Origin of the sequence: Paracraurococcus ruber, from assembly GCF_004353985.1 — a bacterium.
In the GTDB taxonomy this organism is placed as follows: domain Bacteria; phylum Pseudomonadota; class Alphaproteobacteria; order Acetobacterales; family Acetobacteraceae; genus Paracraurococcus; species Paracraurococcus ruber.
The window spans coordinates 1-17,616 of sequence record NZ_SMOA01000104.1 but is presented as its reverse complement, the minus strand read 5'-3'; the positions used below and the strand labels follow the sequence as shown (position 1 = coordinate 17,616).

15 protein-coding genes are annotated in these 17,616 nt (G+C 72.2%); 3 read left to right on the top strand and 12 right to left on the bottom strand.

The annotated features are described in order from the left end of the window. Nucleotides 1-227: 227 nt before the first annotated feature. Together E2C05_RS17950 and E2C05_RS17945 are read left to right on the top strand one after the other, a co-directional pair. The gene (locus tag E2C05_RS17950) at nt 228-1,277 is read left to right on the top strand and encodes a phosphotriesterase family protein (RefSeq protein ID WP_133221027.1); all 1,050 of its coding nucleotides are present in this window, start codon (nt 228-230) and stop codon (nt 1,275-1,277) included. A gap of 101 nt (nt 1,278-1,378) precedes the next feature. Further along, nucleotides 1,379-2,962, top strand: coding sequence for an ABC transporter substrate-binding protein (locus tag E2C05_RS17945; protein ID WP_133221026.1), 1,584 nt, complete (start codon nt 1,379-1,381; stop codon nt 2,960-2,962). A 218-nt stretch (nt 2,963-3,180) separates the two neighbouring features. On the opposite strand, the gene E2C05_RS17940 is transcribed toward E2C05_RS17945, so the two are convergent. From E2C05_RS17940 to E2C05_RS17885, 12 genes are all read right to left on the bottom strand, one after another. Then, a complete protein-coding gene (locus E2C05_RS17940) occupies nt 3,181-3,984 on the bottom strand; it encodes an enoyl-CoA hydratase (RefSeq protein ID WP_133221025.1) in 804 nt (267 codons plus the stop codon). Nucleotides 3,985-3,998: 14 nt separating this feature from the next. Then, on the bottom strand, nt 3,999-4,628 hold the full coding sequence (gene upp / locus E2C05_RS17935; RefSeq protein ID WP_133221024.1) for a uracil phosphoribosyltransferase: 630 nt from the start codon (nt 4,626-4,628) through the stop codon (nt 3,999-4,001). A 92-nt stretch (nt 4,629-4,720) separates the two neighbouring features. Next, a complete protein-coding gene (gene pcaB / locus E2C05_RS17930) occupies nt 4,721-6,064 on the bottom strand; it encodes a 3-carboxy-cis,cis-muconate cycloisomerase (protein WP_133221023.1) in 1,344 nt (447 codons plus the stop codon). Between the two features lies 1 nt (nt 6,065). Next, complete coding sequence (gene pcaDC, locus E2C05_RS17925; protein ID WP_133221022.1) at nt 6,066-7,217, bottom strand: bifunctional 3-oxoadipate enol-lactonase/4-carboxymuconolactone decarboxylase PcaDC; 1,152 nt, start codon at nt 7,215-7,217, stop codon at nt 6,066-6,068. A gap of 116 nt (nt 7,218-7,333) precedes the next feature. Then, nucleotides 7,334-8,542, bottom strand: a complete 1,209-nt coding sequence (gene pcaF, locus E2C05_RS17920) for a 3-oxoadipyl-CoA thiolase (RefSeq protein ID WP_133221021.1) — start codon at nt 8,540-8,542, stop codon at nt 7,334-7,336. Nucleotides 8,543-8,619: 77 nt separating this feature from the next. After that, nucleotides 8,620-9,078, bottom strand: coding sequence for a YHS domain-containing (seleno)protein (locus E2C05_RS17915; RefSeq protein ID WP_133221020.1), 459 nt, complete (start codon nt 9,076-9,078; stop codon nt 8,620-8,622). Nucleotides 9,079-9,137: 59 nt separating this feature from the next. Next, nucleotides 9,138-10,463: a TRAP transporter large permease gene (locus E2C05_RS17910; RefSeq protein ID WP_133221019.1), complete on the bottom strand. Its 1,326-nt coding sequence runs from the start codon at nt 10,461-10,463 to the stop codon at nt 9,138-9,140. Continuing rightward, nucleotides 10,463-10,957: a TRAP transporter small permease gene (locus tag E2C05_RS17905; RefSeq protein ID WP_240046774.1), complete on the bottom strand. Its 495-nt coding sequence runs from the start codon at nt 10,955-10,957 to the stop codon at nt 10,463-10,465. Before E2C05_RS17905 ends, E2C05_RS17910 begins: the two co-directional genes overlap by 1 nt. Nucleotide 10,958: 1 nt before the next feature. Beyond that, the gene (locus tag E2C05_RS17900; protein WP_133221017.1) at nt 10,959-12,011 is read right to left on the bottom strand and encodes a TRAP transporter substrate-binding protein; all 1,053 of its coding nucleotides are present in this window, start codon (nt 12,009-12,011) and stop codon (nt 10,959-10,961) included. A gap of 93 nt (nt 12,012-12,104) precedes the next feature. Beyond that, nucleotides 12,105-12,731 (bottom strand): 2-dehydro-3-deoxy-6-phosphogalactonate aldolase, encoded by a 627-nt coding sequence (locus E2C05_RS17895; protein ID WP_133221016.1) that lies wholly within the window; start codon nt 12,729-12,731, stop codon nt 12,105-12,107. Continuing rightward, entirely contained in the window at nt 12,716-13,612 is an 897-nt protein-coding gene (locus tag E2C05_RS17890; protein ID WP_133221015.1) for a 2-dehydro-3-deoxygalactonokinase, read from the bottom strand. Before E2C05_RS17890 ends, E2C05_RS17895 begins: the two co-directional genes overlap by 16 nt. An 88-nt stretch (nt 13,613-13,700) precedes the next feature. Beyond that, nucleotides 13,701-16,193: a hypothetical protein gene (locus E2C05_RS17885; RefSeq protein WP_133221014.1), complete on the bottom strand. Its 2,493-nt coding sequence runs from the start codon at nt 16,191-16,193 to the stop codon at nt 13,701-13,703. A gap of 131 nt (nt 16,194-16,324) precedes the next feature. Here E2C05_RS17885 and E2C05_RS17880 point away from each other — a divergent pair, with 131 nt between their 5' ends. Continuing rightward, complete coding sequence (locus tag E2C05_RS17880) at nt 16,325-17,494, top strand: lactonase family protein (protein ID WP_133221013.1); 1,170 nt, start codon at nt 16,325-16,327, stop codon at nt 17,492-17,494. Nucleotides 17,495-17,616: the final 122 nt, after the last annotated feature.

The window sequence follows — 17,616 nt, the reverse complement described above, 5'->3', positions numbered from 1 at the left end:
CCCGGTAGCTCGTCAGGCTCATAACCTGAAGGTCACAGGTTCAAATCCTGTCCCCGCATCCAAATACAAGGCGCCGACCCATCACCAGGGACGGCGCCTTTTTCGTGCACAGGGGGGCGCACCCCTTCCCGCACCGCCCGCCGCACGGCAGCATCGCATGGCCGCGTCCGCCGGAGTGCCGCCATGACCATGCCCGCCCCACTTCGCACTTCGCGCCCGGGTGCCGCATGGCCCGCCTGACCCGCGACGCATTGCGCGGCCGCGCCCAGACGGTCCTCGGCGTGATCGATCCCGCCGTGCTCGGTCCGACCCTGATGCATGAGCACCTGATCTGGGACATCCGCACGCCGGAGATGCGCGCCGATCCCGACCAGGGGCCCGACATCACGCTCTGCAATTGCTTCGCCATCAACTACGGCCGCAAGAAGAAGGCGCCGGGCAATCTGCGCTTCCGCTGCGAACCGACCGCCGTCGCCGAACTCGCCGCCATGCGCGCCGCCGGCGGCACCACGATGGTCGAACTGACCTGCGGCGGCCTCGACCCCGACCCGGCGGCGCTCGCCCGCCTGGCCGAAGCCGCCGGCCTGCACATCGTCATGGGCTGCGGCCACTACGTGCATGAATACCAGGACCCGGCGAATGCCGATCGCAGCGCCGACGACTTCGCGCGTGAGATGACCGACCAGGTCCAGCTCGGCGCCTGGGGTACGGATATCCGCGCCGGGATCATCGGCGAGATCGGTTGCCAGGCACCCTGGACCGCGCAGGAGAAGCGGGTGATGGCCGGCGCCCTGCTCGCCATGGCGGAGACCGGCACGGCGGTGAATGTCCATCCCGGCCGCCACCCCGACCAGCCGCAGGAGATCGCCGACTTCGTCCATGCCCATGGCGCCGACCCGTCGCGCGTCATCATCAGCCATGTCGACCGCACCATCTTCGACGAAGCACGGCTGCTTCGCCTGGCCGATGCCGGTGTCGTGATCGAATTCGACCTCTTCGGGCAGGAAGCAAGCTACTACGCGCTCTCCGACATCGACATGCCGAACGATGCGGTGCGGCTGCGGCTGATCCGCGCGCTGATCGCCCGCGGCCATCTGGAGCGCGTCGTGATCAGCCATGACATCTGCTACCGCACGCGGCTGACCCGCTGGGGTGGCCATGGCTATGGCCACATCTTCGAGAATGTCGTCCCCATGATGCGCGCCCGCGGCTTCGCCGAGGCCGAGATCGACGCCATCCTCGTCGGCAATCCGCGCCGCCTGCTGACCTTCGTCTGACCCCCGCTTGGCGCGCCGTCGCGCCTGCTGGTAGCCTTTCGCGCAACGAGGAAAACGCCGGTCCCCGCCGCAAGGAACCATCGCATGCAGGACCGCCGCCGATGAACCGCCGCACCCTCCTCGCCGCCGGGCTGGCCGGCCTGGCCGCGCCGCGCTTCGCCCTGGCGCAGGGCAGCAACGTGCTGCGCTTCATCCCGCAGATCGACCTCGCCTTCCTCGATCCGCATTTCACCACGGCCTATGTCACGCGCGGCCATGGCCACATGGTCTTCGACACGCTCTATGGCCAGGACAGCAGCTTCAAGGCCCATCCGCAGATGGTGGAAGGCCATGTGGTCGAGGAGGATGGCCGGCGCTGGACGCTGACGCTGCGCGAAGGCCTGCTCTGGCATGATGGTGAGAAGGTGCTGGCGCGGGACTGCGTCGCCTCCATCCGCCGCTGGGCGCGGCGCGATGCGCTCGGCGATGCGCTGATGCAGGCGACCGAGGAGCTTTCGGCGCCCGACGATCGCCGCATCGTCTTCCGCCTGAAGCGGCCCTTCCCGCTGCTGCCGGATGCGCTGGGCAAGGTCACCTCCCCCATGCCGGCGATGATGCCGGAGCGGCTGGCGAACACCGACCCCTTCCGCCAGGTCACGGAAATGGTGGGGAGCGGCCCCTTCCGCTTCGTGGCGGGCGAGCGCGTGCCGGGTTCCCGCAACGTCTATGCGAAGTTCGAGAGATACGTGCCGCGCCAGGGCGGCGCGCCGGACTGGAACAGCGGCGCGAAGCTGGTGCATTTCGACCGCGTCGAATGGACCACCATCACCGACGCCGCCACCAAGGTTGCCGCCCTGCAGCGCGGTGAGCAGGACTGGTGGGAGAACCCGACCCACGACCTGATGCCGCTGCTGCGGCGCGACCGTCGCGTGAGGATCGACACCACCAACCCCACGGGCGCGGTGAACATGATGCGGCTGAACCACCTGCAGCCGCCCTTCGACAAGCCGCTGGCGCGCCAGGCGCTGCTCTACGCCTTCGACCAGGCCAGCTTCATGCAGGCCATCGTCGGCACCGACCCGAAGGATTTCCACGTCCCGCACGGCGTCTTCTGCCCGAACACGCCGATGGCGAGCGAGGCGGGGCTGGAGCCGCTGAAGGGCCCGCGCAACCTCGACAAGGCGCGGGAGATGCTGAAGGCCTCCGGCTATGGCGGCGAGAAGGTGCCGATGCTGGTCGCCACCGACTATGCGCAGTTCAAGGCGATCGGCGAGGTGGCGGCCGATGCCATGCAGAAGATCGGCCTGAACCTGGACTACGTCGCGACCGACTGGGGCACCATGCTGCAGCGGCGCAACAACAAAGGCCCGGCCGACCAGGGCGGCTGGTCCTGCTTCTCGACCGGCTGGGAGGGCGCGGACCACATGGACCCGTCCAACCACTACGCCATCCGCGGCAATGGCGACCAGCCCTCCGCCTGGCCGGGCTGGTGCACCAGCCCGAAGCTGGAGGCGCTGCGCAACGCCTGGTTCGACGCGCCGGACCTCGCGGCGCAGCAGGCGATCTGCCGGGACATGCAGGTGCAGTGCATGCAGGACGTGCCGAGCATCCCGCTCGGCCAGTTCGTCCAGCCCACCGCCTACCGCACCAATGTCACCAATGTCGCACGCGGCTTCCCGACCTTCTGGGGCGTGCGCAAGGCCTGACGCCGGCCCGCAGGCCTGGCGTGGCGGCCGTCAGCGTGATCGTCCCGGTCTGCGCGGATGCTGGCCGGGACGATGGGCGGGCGAGGGGGCGCCATCCCCCTCGTGGTGCGTCGGCCAGGGCGCTTTCCGTTCGCCATGGCGCACGGCAACCGCGCCAGCCATGTGGCTCTACGAGCATCTTCACCCGCTCAGGTGAGTCCACCTGAGCGGGATCTGCTCTACGCCGCCGTCTGCGCCTTCCCGCGGGCGATGGCGGCGGCCAGGCCGGCTTCCCGCGTGCGCCGGAACTCCTCCGTCACATGCGCGAGCTGATGCGTGTCGAAATGCGCGTTGATCGCATCCCGGAAGCCCTGCATGTCGGCGGCCCGGTTCAGCGAGCGCTTGGTCAGCTTGATGGCGAAAGGCGGCGCCGACGCGATGTCCTCGGCCAGCGCCTGCGTCGCCGCCTCCAGGTCCGCCCGCGGCACCACGCGGTTCACCATGCCGACCTTGTGGGCCTCGGCGGCGCCCATGCGCCGGCCGGTGAAGAGGAATTCCTTTGCCTGCCGCAGCCCCATGACGAAGGGGTGCATCAGCACCTCCACAGCCGAGGCGGCGAGGGTCTTGCAGACCGGGTCAGCGAAGAAGGCATCTTCGGCGGCGACGATCATGTCGCACATGTTCGCCACCATGAAACCGCCGGCGATGCAGGCGCCCTGCACCGCGGCGATGGTCGGCTTCGGGCAGTCCCAGATGCGCAGGGAGTATTCCAGGTAGCGCCGCTCCTCATAGGCGTAGCGCTGCTCCACGCTGAAGCCCTGGCGCTTCTCCTGCCCCTCCTTCAGGTCGTGGCCGGCGGAGAAATGCTCGCCCTTGCCGGCGATGACGATGACCCGCACCGCGTCGTCGGCGCTCGCCGCGCGCAGCGCGTCGTCCAGCTCGTCCAGCAGCACGCTGCTCTCGGCGTTGCGCAGCGCCGGCCGGTCATGGAACAGCCAGGCGACGGCGCCGCGGCGCTCCACCGCGATCTGCGTGTAGGACATGCGTTCTCTCCCGCTTACTTCGTGCCGAACATCCGGTCGCCGGCATCGCCGAGGCCGGGCACGATATACCCGTGGTCATTCAGGTGGCTGTCCACTGCCGCGGTCCAGATCGGCACCTCCGGATGCACGCCGTGGAAGCGCTCGATCCCCTCCGGCGCCGCCAGCAGGCAGACCAGCCGCAGGTCCTTGCAGCCCCGCTCCTTCAGCCGGTCCACCGCCGCGACGGCGCTGTTCGCGGTGGCCAGCATGGGGTCGAGCACGATGACCAGCCGCTCCGCCACGTCGGGCGGCGCCTTGAAGTAGTATTCCACCGCCTGCAGCGTCTTCGGGTCGCGGTACAGGCCGATATGCGCGACGCGGGCGCTGGGCACCAGGTCCAGCATGCTGTCGACGAAGCCCATGCCGGCGCGCAGGATGGGGGCGAACACCAGCTTCTTCCCCGCCAGCTTCGGCGCCATCATGGTGGTCAGGGGCGTCGCGATCTCCACGTCTTCCAGCGGCAGGTCGCGCGTCACCTCGTAGCACAGCAGCATGCCGATCTCGTTCAGCAGCTCGCGGAAGCCCTTGGTGGTGCGCTCCGCCTGCCGCATGAGGGTCAGCTTGTGCTGCACCAGGGGGTGGCGGACGATGTGCACGTCCCTCATCGCGGGTCCTTCCGGCATCGGTTGGGTTCGGCGGGATGGTGGCGCGCCGCTCGGCCCTAGGGAAGCCTCCGGCCGGTGCGCCCGGCCGGTTGTCAGACCCGCGCCAGCACCCGGTCCACGAAGGCCCCGGCCGCGCCCAGGTACTGCGCCGGGTCGGTCAGGCGCTCCACCTCGGCCCGCGGCAGCTTCTGCGCCAGTTGCGGGTCGCGCAGCAGCGCCTCGGCCAGCGGCACGCCCTCCGCCAGGGCGACGTCGCAGGCATGGTGGACGATGTGATGCGCCTCCCCCCGGCCCATCACCGGCGCCAGGCCCATCATCACCGCTTCCGCCACGATCAGCCCGCCGGTGCTGGCCAGGTTGCGCTGCATGCGCGCGGCATCCACCGTCAGCCCCTCCGCGATCACCCGGGCGCAGGCCAGGGCGCCGTGCGAGAGCAGGAAGGCCTGGCCGACGGCCAGCGGCTCCGCCTGCCAGGGCCCGGTGCCGCGTTCCTGGTCCTGCGCCATGGCGCCCAGCATCTGCGGCACCAGCGCCTGCACGCCGCGCGCCTGGGCGATGACGTATTCGCAGGAGATGGGGTTGCGCTTCTGCGGCATGGTGGAGGAGCCGCCGCGGCCTTCCTGGTGCGGCTCGGCGACCTCCGCCACCTCGGTTTGCATCAGCAGGATCACGTCGGTCGCAAGCTTGGACAGCGCGCCGGTCAGCAGGCCGAGGACGCAGACCGCCTCGGCAAGCCCGTCGCGCGCGACATGCCAGGGGATGTCCGGCTGGGCCAGGCCCAGTTCCTTCGCCAGTTCCGCCTGCACCGCCAGCCCCTGGTCGCCGAGCGAGGCGAGGGTACCGGCGGCGCCGCCGAACTGCACCCGCTCCACCCGCGGGCGAAGCTGCGCCAGCCTCTCCCGCATCGTCACCAGCGGGGAGAGCCAGACGGCGCATTTGTACCCGAAGGTGACGGGCAGGGCGTGCTGCAGATGGGTCCGCCCGGCCATGACGGTGGCGCGATGCGTGCGCGCCAGCCGCGCCAGGCCGGCGATCACCGCTTCCAGCTCCGTCCCGATCAGCTCCAGGCCCTGGCGCACCTGCAGCACCACGGCGGTGTCCATGATGTCCTGGGTGGTGGCGCCCCAATGCGTCCAGCGCCCGGCCTCCGCCCCCGCCAGGGCCGAGAGCTGCTTCACCAGCCCGACCACGGGATAGCCGGTGTTGCGCGTCGCCGCCGCCAGCGCCGGCAGGTCCAGCCGGTCCACATCGGCGGCGGCGGTGATGGCGTGCGCCGCGCCTTCCGGCACGATGCCGAGCCGGGCCTGGGCGCGGGCCAGCGCCGCCTCCACCTCCAGCATGCGGGCGAGGAAGGCACGCTCCCCCATCACGGCGCGCATGGCGTCCGTGCCGTAGAGGGCGCCGAGGACGGGGCTGTCGGCGGGATTGACGCTCATCTCAGCCTTCCATCTCCTTCAGCGTCTCCTTGGCGATGCGCAGCGCGGTGTTGGCCGCCGGCACGCCGCCATAGGCCGCGACCTGCAGCAGCACTTCTCCGAGTTCCTCCGGCGTGACGCCCGTGTTGCGGGTGGCGCGCACATGCAGGCGGAATTCGTCATGGTGGTGCAGGGCGGAAAGGATGCCGAGGCAGAGCAGGCTGCGGTCGCGCACCGACAGGCCCGGGCGGGTCCAGACGCGGCCCCAGACGCCTTCCAGGATGAAGTCGCGGAAGGGCAGGTCGAGCCGCGTCAGCGCCGCCTCGGACCGCGCCACATGCGCCTCCCCCAGCACGCGCCTGCGCATCGCCATGCCGGCCTCCGCCGCGGCGGCGGGCAGGGCGGTCACGGTCTCCATGTGCTGCAGGACGGCGCGGGTCATGGCATGCGCCTGCTCGAAATTCGGGATGTGCGCCGCCTCGGTGATGGTGACGAGGTGGCTGCCGGGAATGGCATCCTGGATGGCGACGGCGGCGCTCGGCGGGGTGGAAGGATCGCGGTCGCCGACGATGACGGTGGTGGGGCAGGCGATCTTCCCGACGAGGTCGGCCTGCGTCACGTCGCGCAAGGCGGCGGCGCAGCCCAGCCAGCCCGCGGGATCGGTGCCCAGCAGCATCCGCCGCAGCCCCTTCGAGGAGGCGAGGGACTGGTCCAGCACCCAGCGCACCATGGTGGCATCGGCGACGGCGGCAAGGCCCTTCGCCGCGACCATGTCCATCCTCTCCTGCCAATTGGCGGCGCCGCCGAATTCCAGCGCGGTGTCGCAGGGCAGCAGGGACAGCACGCGCTGCGGCGCCCGCGCCGCCACCTGCATGGCGATATGGCCGCCGATGGAGACGCCGCCGACATGCGCCTTCTCGATGCCCAGGCTGTCCAGCACCGCCAGCGCGTCGCCGGCCAGCATGGCCATCGTGTAGGGGCCAGGGCTCGCCTCGGTCAGGCCATGGCCGCGCATGTCCATGCGGATGACGCGGTAGCGCTGCGCCAGCGCCTCCGCCTGCGGGTCCCACATCTGCAGCGTGGTGCCGAGCGAGTGCATCAGCAGCACGGCGGGCGCGGAGGCCGGGCCCGTGACCTGCACATGCACGGCGATGTCGTTCAACTGGACGAACATAGGCGGTCTCCCTGGGCAAGGTCGGGGAGGGAAAGGTATTCCCTCCCCGAACCCCACCCTTCCTTTCTGTGGGCTCGCGCGCGCCGCGCGGCGGCAGCCGAACCCCCGGCCTTCCTTCAGACCCGCTCGATCACCATGGCGATGCCCTGGCCCACGCCGATGCACATGGTGGCCAGGGCGTAGCGCGCCTGGCGATTGTGCAATTCCTGCGTCGCCGTCTGCACAAGCCGCGCGCCGGACATCCCCAGCGGATGGCCGAGCGCGATGGCGCCGCCATTCGGGTTCACATGCTCGGCGTCGTCGGGCAGGCCGAGGTCGCGCGTCACGGCCAGGGCCTGCGCCGCGAAGGCCTCGTTCAGCTCGATGACGTCGATCTCGCCCAGCGAGAGCCCGGCCTTCTCCAGCACGCGGCGGGTCGCCGGCGCCGGACCGAAGCCCATGATGCGCGGCGCGACGCCGGCCGTGGCGGTGGCGAGGACGCGGGCGCGCGGCGTCAGGCCGTATTTCATGACCGCCGCCTCGCTGGCGACGATCACCGCGCAGGCGCCGTCATTCACGCCGCTGGCATTGCCGGCAGTGACGCTGCCGCCTTCCTTGCGGAAGGGCGTCGGCAGCTTCGCCAGCGCCTCCAGCGTCGTCTCGGGCCGCGGGTGCTCGTCCTGCTCCACGCGCAGCGGGTCGCCCTTGCGGCGCGGGATCTCCACCGCGACGATCTCCTGCGCGAAGCGGCCGCTCGCCTGGGCGCGGCCGGCGCGCTGCTGCGACCGGTGCGCGAAGGCGTCCTGGTCGGCGCGGCTGACCTGGAATTCCTGCGCCACGTTCTCGGCCGTCTCCGGCATGGAATCCACGCCGTACTGCGCCTTCATCCTCGGGTTGACGAAGCGCCAGCCGATGGTGGTGTCGTAGATCTCGGGGGCGCGGCCGAAGGCTTCGGCCTGCTTGCCCTGGACATAGGGGGCGCGGGTCATGCTCTCGACCCCGCCGGCCAGCATCAGGTCCGCCTCGCCCGCCTTAATGGCGCGGGCGGCGATGCCGACGGCATCCATGCCGGACCCGCAGAGCCGGTTCACCGTGCTGCCGGGGATGCTGTCGGGCAGGCCGGCCAGCAGCAGCGCCATGCGGGCGACGTTGCGGTTGTCCTCCCCGGCTTGGTTCGCGCAGCCGAAGATCACATCCTCCACCGCCGCCCAGTCCACGCCCTTGTTGCGGTCCTGCAGCGCCCGCAGCGGGATGGCGCCCAGGTCGTCGGCGCGGACGGGGGCGAGGCCGCCGGCATAGCGCCCGATGGGCGTGCGGACGGCGTCGCAGATGAAGGCCTCGGCCATGGCGTTCCCTCCCGGAAGTCTGGGGCGGGAGAGTTGCGCCGGGCCGCGGCCGGGGTCAACCGGCGGCGGCGGCCGCGTCAGCCGCCCGCCGGGCGCAGGCGCTGCCAGTTCGCATCGCCGCGGCGCACGCGGCCGGGGATGTCGCCCTCCCAGGTCCGCTGCACGGAGCGGTCGTAGTTCAGGAACAGCCTGCCATCCACGATGCGCCAGGCGGCGGGGTCGGTCGGTGCGGTGTAGCCTTCCGACACGGCATAGGCGCAGAAGCCGCCATAGGCGGGGGCGTAGCGGTCCGGCGCGGCGGCGAAGGCATCGCGGTTGGCGGCGGAGGCGAAGAGCCAGGTGGCGCCGCGCCAGTCATGCCGGAATTCCGCCCGGCCCGGCACCGGCCGCCCTTCGGTGAAATAGGCGACCGGGTCGGTGCCGCGGATCGCCAGCCCGTTCTCGGCATAGGTCTGCGCCGGCGCGGGCGGCTGGGCGCAGGTGGCGGAGGGCAGCAGCAGCAGGCCGAGGAGGCGGCGGCGGGAGGGGCGGGTCATGCGGGCGGCGCTCCGGCGATGGCGTCCATCCCGGGCTTCGCCGCCGGCCCCGGGCGCGGTTACGCCAGCAGCCGCACCAGCCAGAGGCTGAGTGCCGGGAAGGCGACGCAGAGCCCCAGCCGCAGCAGGTCCATGGCCAGGAAGGGCAGCACGCCGCGATAGGTGCGGGCGATCGGCACGTCCCGCGCCAGGGAACTGACGACGAAGACGTTCAGCCCGATGGGCGGCGCGGTCAGGCCGATGCCCACCACCACCAGCACCAGGATGCCGAACCAGATCGCCGCCTCCTCCGACGAGGCCAGGCCGAAATCCAGCGCCGTCACCACCGGGAAGAAGATGGGCAGGGTCAGCAGGATCATCGCCAGCTCGTCCATCACCGCGCCCAGCACGACATAGGCCAGCAGCAGCAGGCCCAGCACGGCGAAGGGGGCGAAGCCCTGCTCGCTGATCCACAGCGCCAGCAATTCGGGCGCGGAGGTGAGGGCGAGGAAGGCGTTGAACACCTCCGCCCCCAGCAGGATGACGAAGATCATCGCCGTGGTCTCGGCGGTGGCCAGCAGCGCATCCAGCGCGCCCCGCAGGTCGAGAGAGCCGCGCAGCAGCCCGACCGCCAGGGTGGCGATGCAGCCGATGGCGGCGCTTTCGGTCGGGGTGAAGACGCCGCCATAGATGCCGCCCACCACCACCAGCGCGATCAGCAGCACGGGGATGACGTTGCGGAAGGCGCGCGCCCGCTCCGCGCCCGTCACCCGCGCCGCCGCCGGCATCAGGTCCGGCCGCCGCCGCGCCAGCAGGGCGATCGCCAGGATGTACAGCAGCGCCGCCAGCAGCCCCGGGAGCAGCGCCGCCATGAACAGCTTGGCGATGTTCTGTTCCGTGCTGATGGCATAGACCACTAGGATGACGCTGGGCGGGATCAGGATGCCGAGCGTGCCGCCCACCGCGACCGTGCCGGTGGACAGCCCGGGGTCGTAGCCGTAGCGCCGCAGTTCCGGCAGGGCGGCGCGGCCGAAGGTGGCGGTGGTGGCGACGCTGCTGCCGCAGACCGCGCCGAAGGCGGCGCAGGCGCCGATCACGCTCATCGCCATGCCGCCGGGCTTGTGGCCGATCAGCGCATTGGCCGCGGCGAAGAGGTCGCGCGCCAGCCCGCCGCGTTCCGCCACCGCGCCCATCAGGATGAAGAGTGGGATGACCGAGAGGGTGTAGTTGGCGAAGAGGTGCCAGGGCGTGGTCTTCAGGTAATTCAGGAGGACCGGCAGGTCGACGATCCAGAGATAGCCGCCGGCGCCGACCAGCAGCATGGCCAGCCCGACCGGGCAGCGCAGCGCGATCAGGCCGAGCAGCGCGGCGAAGCCCGCCGCGGCCTGGACGAACTCCGGCGCCATCAGAAGCGGCCGCGCGCGAGGCGAAGGGTCCAGGCGGCGGCGACCAGCGCGGTCGCGGCGAAGCCCAGCGCGCCGAGGCCGATGGCCCACCAGGTCGGCAGCCCCAGCACCATGGTGGTGGTGCCGCTGCGCAGCGTCTCCCGCGCGCCGACGAACAGCCGTTCCGCCAGCACGGCCGCCACCACCACCCAGACCAGCATCCAGAAGGCATCCACCGCGTCGGTGACCCGCCGCGGGAGCCAGGAGGTCACGCTGTCCACCAGGATGTTGCTGCGCATCAGCGTGCCATGCGCGAGGAAGCCCATGACGGCAAGCCCGGCGCCGAGCGAGACCAGCTCGAAATCCCCGGGCACCGGCTGCCGCGTCAGCCAGCGCTGCAGGACGCTCCAGGTGGTGAGCAGCGCGGTCGCCAGCAGCGCCAGGCCGCCGGCGAGCGCCAGCAGCCGGGCCAGCCGCGCGATGACGCCGCCCGGCGGACCGTCCGGATCCGGCACCTCAGGCGAGGCCGGCGCCGTGCTTCGCCACCAGCGCGCGCGCCTTGCCCAGCAGCGCGTCGCCGTCCAGCCCGCGCTCCTTCGCCTGCGCCAGCCAGGCATCCACCACCGGCTTCGTCGCCTCCACCCAACGGGCCTTCTCGGCCTCGGTGATCACGGTGATCTGGTTGCCGCGCTTGCGGACATCCTCGGCGACCACCGGCCCGCGCTCATCCCAGGGGACGGCGGCCATGCGCGCCGCGGCCAGGCCGCTATTGGCGTCCAGCACCTGGCGAAGCTCGGCGGGCAGGCCGTCATACTTCGCCCGGTTCATCGCCAGGATGAAAGTGGCGATGTAGAAGGTGGGGCTGCCCGGCACTTCCGCGTGGAAGCGCGCCATCTCCTGCAGGCGGATGCTCGGCACCACCTCCCACGGCACCACGGCGCCGTCGATCACGCCCTGGGTCATCGCCTCGGGGATCTGCGGCACCGGCATGCCGACCGGCGCGGCGCCCAGCGCCCGCAGCGCCTCGCCGGTCAGGCGGGTCGGGAAGCGCAGCTTCAGGCCGCGCAGGTCGTCCAGCGTCTTCACCTCGCGCCGGGCATGGATCAGCCCCTCGCCATGGCCCCACACGCAGAGCGGGTGGACCTCCCGGAACTCCTCGCGCAGCTCGGCCTCGGCAAATTCCTGGATGGCGAGGCAGTTGGCGATCGCCCGCTTGTGCGAGACGAAGGGCAGCTCGAACACCTCGATGCGCGGGAAGCGGCCCGGCGTGGTGCCCGGCAGGGTCCAGACGATGTCGGCCACGCCGTCCCGCGCCTGGTCAAACAGCTGGGGCGGCGCGCCGCCGAGCTGCATGGCCGGGAAGATCTGGATGCGAAGCTTTCCGCCGCTGTCCTGCTGCACCTTCTGCGCCCAGGGCTGCAGGAAGAAGCGGTGCACGTTGGAGACCGCCGGCAGGAAGTGGTGCAGGCGCAGCGTCAGCGCGTCCTGCGCGCGGGCGATGCCGGGCAGGGCCAGCGCCGGCAGGGTTGTGGCGGCGCCCAGCATCAGGGCGGTGCGGCGAGTGATCATGGACGTTCCCGGCTTTCTCTGCGGCGCGCGGCGGATGGTTGCAGCCGAAACCGCCCTGGCCCGGCCGCCATATGCCCCTGATGCGAAGGCGGTTCAACCGCCCTGCAGGGCGTCCTGCAGCGCTCTGGCCCGGTCCCGCACCAGGGCGGGCGCATCGCCCGGCCGGTAGAGCGAGGAGCCGATGCCGAAGCCGGCGGCGCCGGCGGCGCGCCAGGGGCCGATCGTGTCCGCCGCCATGCCGCCCACCGGCAGCACCGGCACCCCCTTTGGCAGCACCGCCAGCAGCGCCCGCAGCACGGCGGGGGAGGCGGCTTCGGCCGGGAACAGTTTCAGCCCGTCGGCGCCGGCGGCGAGCAGCGAGAAGGCCTCGGCCGGGGTGAAGAAGCCCGGCACCGCCAGCATGCCGCGGGTCTTCGCCACCCGCACCAGGTCCGGATCGGCATGCGGCGTGACCAGCAACTGGCCGCCGGCCGCCGCCACCTCGCTGACCTGCGCCGCCGTCATCACCGTGCCGGCGCCGACCAGCGCGCCGCCGCCGAAATGCCGGGCCAGGCGGCGGATGCTCTCGATCGGCTCGGGCGAGTTCAGCGGCACCTCCAGCACGGTGATGCCGGCGCCGACCAGCGCCTCGCCCACCGGGACGGCTTCCTCCGGCGTCAGGCCGCGCAGGATGGCGACCAGCGGGCTGCGGGCCAGCCATTCGGTCAGGGCAGGGACCATGGGATGCTCTCCGCGATCAGGGCCAGGCCGCGCGCCGCGATGTCGTCGGCATGGCGGCGATGCGGCAGGCCATGCTCCTCGAAGGCCAGCGCATAGGCCCGGGCCAGGGTTTCGCTGCCCGCGAGATGGATCGGGCCGTCCGGCAGGCCTTCGGCCAGCACCGCCAGCATCTCATGCCCGATCAGCAGGCCGGAGAGGTAGCTGGCGGTCTCGGCGGCGGGCAGGTCGCCCATCAGGCCGAGGGCGCGGGTGCCGAAGAGGTGGTGCAGCAGCCCGCCCGGGTCCCGCGCCCGCCGGACGCCGCGGCGGAATGCCTCGTCCGAGGCCGGGCCGGGTTCCGCGAGGCGACCCAGGATGCTGTGCTGCAGCAGCACGGCGCGGGTCTCCCCGGTCATCTGGGTGGCGAAGCCCTGGACCCGGCCGGCGCCGAGGCGGGCCCATTTGCTGTGCGTGCCGGGCAGGCAGGCCAGGGCCGGGGCGTCGCCGAGTTCCGCCAGCAGGCCGACCAGCTTCGTCTCCTCACCCCGCATCACATCCGGCACGCCGCCGGCATCGCGGGCGGCGAGGCCGGGGACGAGGCGGCATTCGGCGCCCTCGAAGGCCAGGGGGATGACCGCGGCGGCGATCTCCGCCGGGCCGGCGGGGCAGGGGAGGTAGGGCGCCTCCTGCCAGCCCTGCCGGCTGCCGACCATGCCGCAGAGCAGCACGCGGGTATCGCCCTCGGCCAGCCAGGGGGCGATGGCGGCGCGCAGCGCGTCGGGGAAGCCGCCGGGCGGGACGGTGAGGATGCCGGCCTCGCGCTCGAGGCTGTCGAGGACGCGGCCCTGCGCCGCCAGGCGGTAGGCGCGGAAGGAGGTGGTGCCCCAGTCGATGCCGATCATGCCGGAGGCTAGCAGGCGGCGCCGCGCCGTTGAACGCCCTGGGCGTTCAACCCCGCGCCGGGAGGGCAGGCGACCCCTGGACCCGGCATCAGTGTCTCGCGGCGCTGTCGCGCCGGACGATGCCGGAGACGGTGGCGAGGAACATCGGCAGGATGACCAGGCCAAGGCCGGAATAGACCGCCAGGGCGCTCGACCAGAGCCGGTGCTCGTCGCGGTCGGTATCCACCTCGCAGCGATTGTCCTGCTTCAGGTCCACCAGCGGCAGCAGCAGGTCGAGCGCCATGACCGTGACCTCCAGCCCGCGGCTGAGCGCGGGCGACCAGTGGCCGGCGAAGGCATCCGGCTTCCAGCAGCGTTCGCGGTCCGGCGGCGGCGGCCCAATGCCGGGCGCCGGCCGCAGCCGCAACTCGGCCAGCGCGGCCGGGGAGAGGTCGATCTCGTTCCGCTTCTTGGCATAGGCGCCGGTGTGGTTGGCGAGGCCGAGCAGCGTGATGCCCAACACCATCATAAGGCCGAGGGTCATGAAGGCCCGGCCAACCGAGTAGTAATGGCCGAAGAAGAAGCCGACGAAGCCGTTCCACCACCGCCCGGCCAGGGGGTCCACCTTGCAGCGGCGACGGAACTCGTTCTTCTGCCGGGCGAACCAGTCGGCCTCCTGCGGATAGCCGGCGGCGCGCAGCACGCGCTCCAGCTGGTCGAAGGGCTGCGGCGCGAAATGATGCGGCTGCGGCGTCTCGCCCGGGAACTGCCGCATCAGGAAGGCGAGGCGCCGGCGGCTGCGCGCCTTCGCATCCGCCGAGCCTGCCGCGGCATCCTCGAAATCCGGCAGGCGGTCATAGGTGAAGCCCTCCAGCCGCAACCGGACGCCCCGAAGCTTGCCGTCCCGCATCTCGGGCTGGGCGGGATGGCAGGGCTCGCCCCAGCCGGTGCCGCCGGCATCGTCCAGCAGCCCGGTCCGGGCGCCGCGCAGGTCGAAGACGCCGCGCGTCTCCGCAGGCAGGTGGCTGACCTCGATGCGCGCCTCGATGCGGGCCTGTTCGAGGGAGAGGGCAACGTCCTCCGCATCGCCCGGCGTCGACCGCAGGGTGGCGCCGGTGAGGATCAGCGCGCCCTCGATCCGGGCGCGGTCGAGCAGGACGGCGCCGGTGCAGGTGGCGGGGGAGAGCGGCTGCGCCGCGCCGGGCGCCGCGTCGAGCCGCAGATCGCCACCCAGCTTCAGGCCGACCGCATCCAAGGAGCAGGCGCCGCCTTGTCCCGCGACCAGGGTGGCGCCGCGCAGATCGAACAGGCGGCCGATCTCTGCCTCGCGGAAATCCAGCCGCCCGTCGCAGGTCGCGCCGCGCAGCGAGACGTCACCCCGGATCGTGGCGCTGTAGCAGGCCAAGGCATTGCCTCCCGGAGAGACAATCCGCGTGCCCCCGCGAGCCGACAACGTCCCATTGATTGCGACGCTGAGGAAGCTGACCTCGCCGGTGATCGCGGAGCCGTCGAGCAACACGTCGCCCTTGACCCGCATGCCGTCGCAATAGAGGGCTTCGCCATTCTCGCGGATGAGCTTTGTCCCCGCGCCGACACTGAACGCGCCGCCAATCTCGGCGCCGGGAAAGCGAACCTGGCCGGTGATCGTGGAGCCGTCGAGCAATACGTCGCCCTTGATAAGCATGCTGTCGCAGGCAAGCGCAGTGCCCTGCGCGCGCGTGATCCTCGTTGCCGTTCCGGTACTGAACTGCGTGCCGATCTCGGCGGAGAGGAAGCGGACCTCGCCAGTGATGCAGGCGCCCTTGAGGAAGACGCCGCCTTCGACCTGGATGCCGTCGCAGGTGAGCGCGGGGCCGTCCTCGTGAGTGATCGTGGTCTCGGCGCCGGCATTGAATTGCCCGCCGATTTTGGCGCCGGGGAAGCGGACTTCGCCTGTGATGCTTGCACCGTTGAGGAAGACACCACCCTTGGCCTCCATCGCGTCGCAGGCAAGCGCGACGCCGTGCTCGCAGGTGATCCTCGTCCCCGCGCGGGCGCTGAACTGCCCGCCGATCCCGGCGCCGAGGAAGCGGACCTCTCCCGCGATCCTGGCACCGTCGAGGAAGACGTCGCCGCCAATCCGGGCACCGTCCATGGTGAGGGTCGCGCCCGCCGAGGCGCGGCAGCCATTCAGCAGCAACCGCCGGCGCAGCACCAGATCGCGCGCCTCGATCCGCGCCAACCCGGTGCCGCGCAGGTCTAGTTCCGCCAGCACCGCCCCGGTCAGCTCCAGGTCGAGCCCGGCCGACGGCCCGGCGCCGGATCCAACCCCAGGCCCGGTCGAGTCCCACAGCACCAGCGGCGGCGCCGGCGCCTCCTCGCTGCCCAGGCCGGCGAGGTCGAGCGGCCCCTCGATCACCGCCCATCGCAGCCGCAGCCCCAGCGCGGTCAGCCACGTCGCATGGCCGCGCAGCAGCGCGACGATCACCGCTGCGCGGATGCGCCGCGCCGCCTCGGGCGCCGCGGCGTCGAAGCCGCAGATCTCCCCGGCTGCGGCGGCGGTCACCAGCGCCCGTTCCGGCCCCGTCAGGTCCGCCGGCAGGGCGAAGGCGTCAGCCGGCATGCGCATCCCCATGGACCATTCCGGCATCGGATCACGCCGCCGCCCCACCCCGCAACAGGCACCGCCCGGCTGGACACCAGGCCCCCCGCGCCCGACACTCGCGGCGAAAATACAGGGATCGGGCTCACCAAATGAAACGCCTGCTGCTCGCCGGGGCCGCCGCCCTTGCCCTTCCCGTCCTTGGCGTCGCGGCCCAGGCCCAGGCGCAGCTCCTGCTCTCGGCCAACGACAACAAGATGGTGCTGGACAACGGCGTGGTCCGCACCCTGCGCGACCCGGCGCCCGACACCCTGTCCATCTTCGACCTCTCGGCCAGCCCGCCCAGCCTGCGCGCCGAGATCCCGGTGCCCACCAGCGTGGTCGGCCCGCCCACCTCCATCGCCATCACCCCGGATGAGCGGCTGGCGCTGGTCACCGCCAACCAGCGCCCCAACCCGGCGGAGCCCGGCCGCCTCACCCCCGGCAACTCGCTGTCGGTCATCGACCTCACCGCCACGCCGCCGCGCATCGCGGCGACGCTGCCGACCGGCGCCGGCCCGGCCGGCGTCACCATCAACCGCGCCGGCACGATGGCGCTGGTCGCCAACCGCGCCGATGGCTCGGTCAGCGTCTTCCGCCTCCATAACGGCCAGGTCACGCCGGCGGGGAAGGTGGATATCGGCCCGGTCTCCTCCGAGGTGAGCCATGTCGCCTTCACCCCGGATGGCCGCCACGCCCTGGTGACCCGCACCGGCGACCACATGATCAACGTGCTGCAGATGGATGGCGAGAAGGTCGTCAAGCTGGACCGGGAGATCACCGCCGGCGTCCGCCCCTATGCCCTGGTGGTCGCGCCGGACGGGCGCTGGGCGGTGGTCGCCAATCTCGGCCGCGGCACCGGCGATGCCGACAGCGTCAGCCTGCTGGACCTGACGAAGGAGCCCTACCGGGTGGTGGACACGGCCAGCGTCGGGCAGACGCCGGAAGGCCTGGCCGTCAGCCCGGATGGCCGGCATGTGGCCGTGACGGTGATGAACGGCTCCAACAAGCCGCCCGGCTCGCCCTTCCACGGCCCCGGCCTGGTGCGGCTGCTGCGGGTGGAGGCCATGCGCCTGTCGGTGGTGGCGGAGGCCCGGGTGGGCACCTGGGCGCAGGGCGCCGCCTTCGCGCCGGATGGCCGGACGCTGTTCGTCGGCAACATGGTGGACAAGGACATCTCGGTCCTCCGCCTGGAGGATGGCCGCCTCACGGAGGCCGGGCCGCGGCTGAAGGTCTCGGGCGGCTCCGCGGCGCTGCGCATCGCCCATCGCGGCGGCCGCTGAGGCGCCGCGGCGGGGAAGGCGCGCCCTGCCCGGGTGACGGGACGCCTGGCGGGCGGCGGGGTTGGCGGCCGCAGCGCCGCCGACACCGCGGCGCCGGTGCCGCATCCCACCGCTCCCGGCGC

What these genes read in the sequence shown, in the direction of transcription:
- pcaB (WP_133221023.1), bottom strand. Translation starts at nt 6,064, where the DNA reads ATGAGCGTCAATCCCGCCGACAGCCCCGTCCTCGGCGCCCTCTACGGC.
- E2C05_RS17950 (WP_133221027.1), top strand. Translation starts at nt 228, where the DNA reads ATGGCCCGCCTGACCCGCGACGCATTGCGCGGCCGCGCCCAGACGGTC.
- pcaF (WP_133221021.1), bottom strand. Translation starts at nt 8,542, where the DNA reads ATGGCCGAGGCCTTCATCTGCGACGCCGTCCGCACGCCCATCGGGCGC.
- E2C05_RS17915 (WP_133221020.1), bottom strand. Translation starts at nt 9,078, where the DNA reads ATGACCCGCCCCTCCCGCCGCCGCCTCCTCGGCCTGCTGCTGCTGCCC.
- E2C05_RS17910 (WP_133221019.1), bottom strand. Translation starts at nt 10,463, where the DNA reads ATGGCGCCGGAGTTCGTCCAGGCCGCGGCGGGCTTCGCCGCGCTGCTC.
- upp (WP_133221024.1), bottom strand. Translation starts at nt 4,628, where the DNA reads ATGAGGGACGTGCACATCGTCCGCCACCCCCTGGTGCAGCACAAGCTG.
- E2C05_RS17885 (WP_133221014.1), bottom strand. Translation starts at nt 16,193, where the DNA reads ATGCCGGCTGACGCCTTCGCCCTGCCGGCGGACCTGACGGGGCCGGAA.
- E2C05_RS17900 (WP_133221017.1), bottom strand. Translation starts at nt 12,011, where the DNA reads ATGATCACTCGCCGCACCGCCCTGATGCTGGGCGCCGCCACAACCCTG.
- E2C05_RS17945 (WP_133221026.1), top strand. Translation starts at nt 1,379, where the DNA reads ATGAACCGCCGCACCCTCCTCGCCGCCGGGCTGGCCGGCCTGGCCGCG.
- E2C05_RS17890 (WP_133221015.1), bottom strand. Translation starts at nt 13,612, where the DNA reads ATGATCGGCATCGACTGGGGCACCACCTCCTTCCGCGCCTACCGCCTG.
- pcaDC (WP_133221022.1), bottom strand. Translation starts at nt 7,217, where the DNA reads ATGTTCGTCCAGTTGAACGACATCGCCGTGCATGTGCAGGTCACGGGC.
- E2C05_RS17895 (WP_133221016.1), bottom strand. Translation starts at nt 12,731, where the DNA reads ATGGTCCCTGCCCTGACCGAATGGCTGGCCCGCAGCCCGCTGGTCGCC.
- E2C05_RS17940 (WP_133221025.1), bottom strand. Translation starts at nt 3,984, where the DNA reads ATGTCCTACACGCAGATCGCGGTGGAGCGCCGCGGCGCCGTCGCCTGG.
- E2C05_RS17880 (WP_133221013.1), top strand. Translation starts at nt 16,325, where the DNA reads ATGAAACGCCTGCTGCTCGCCGGGGCCGCCGCCCTTGCCCTTCCCGTC.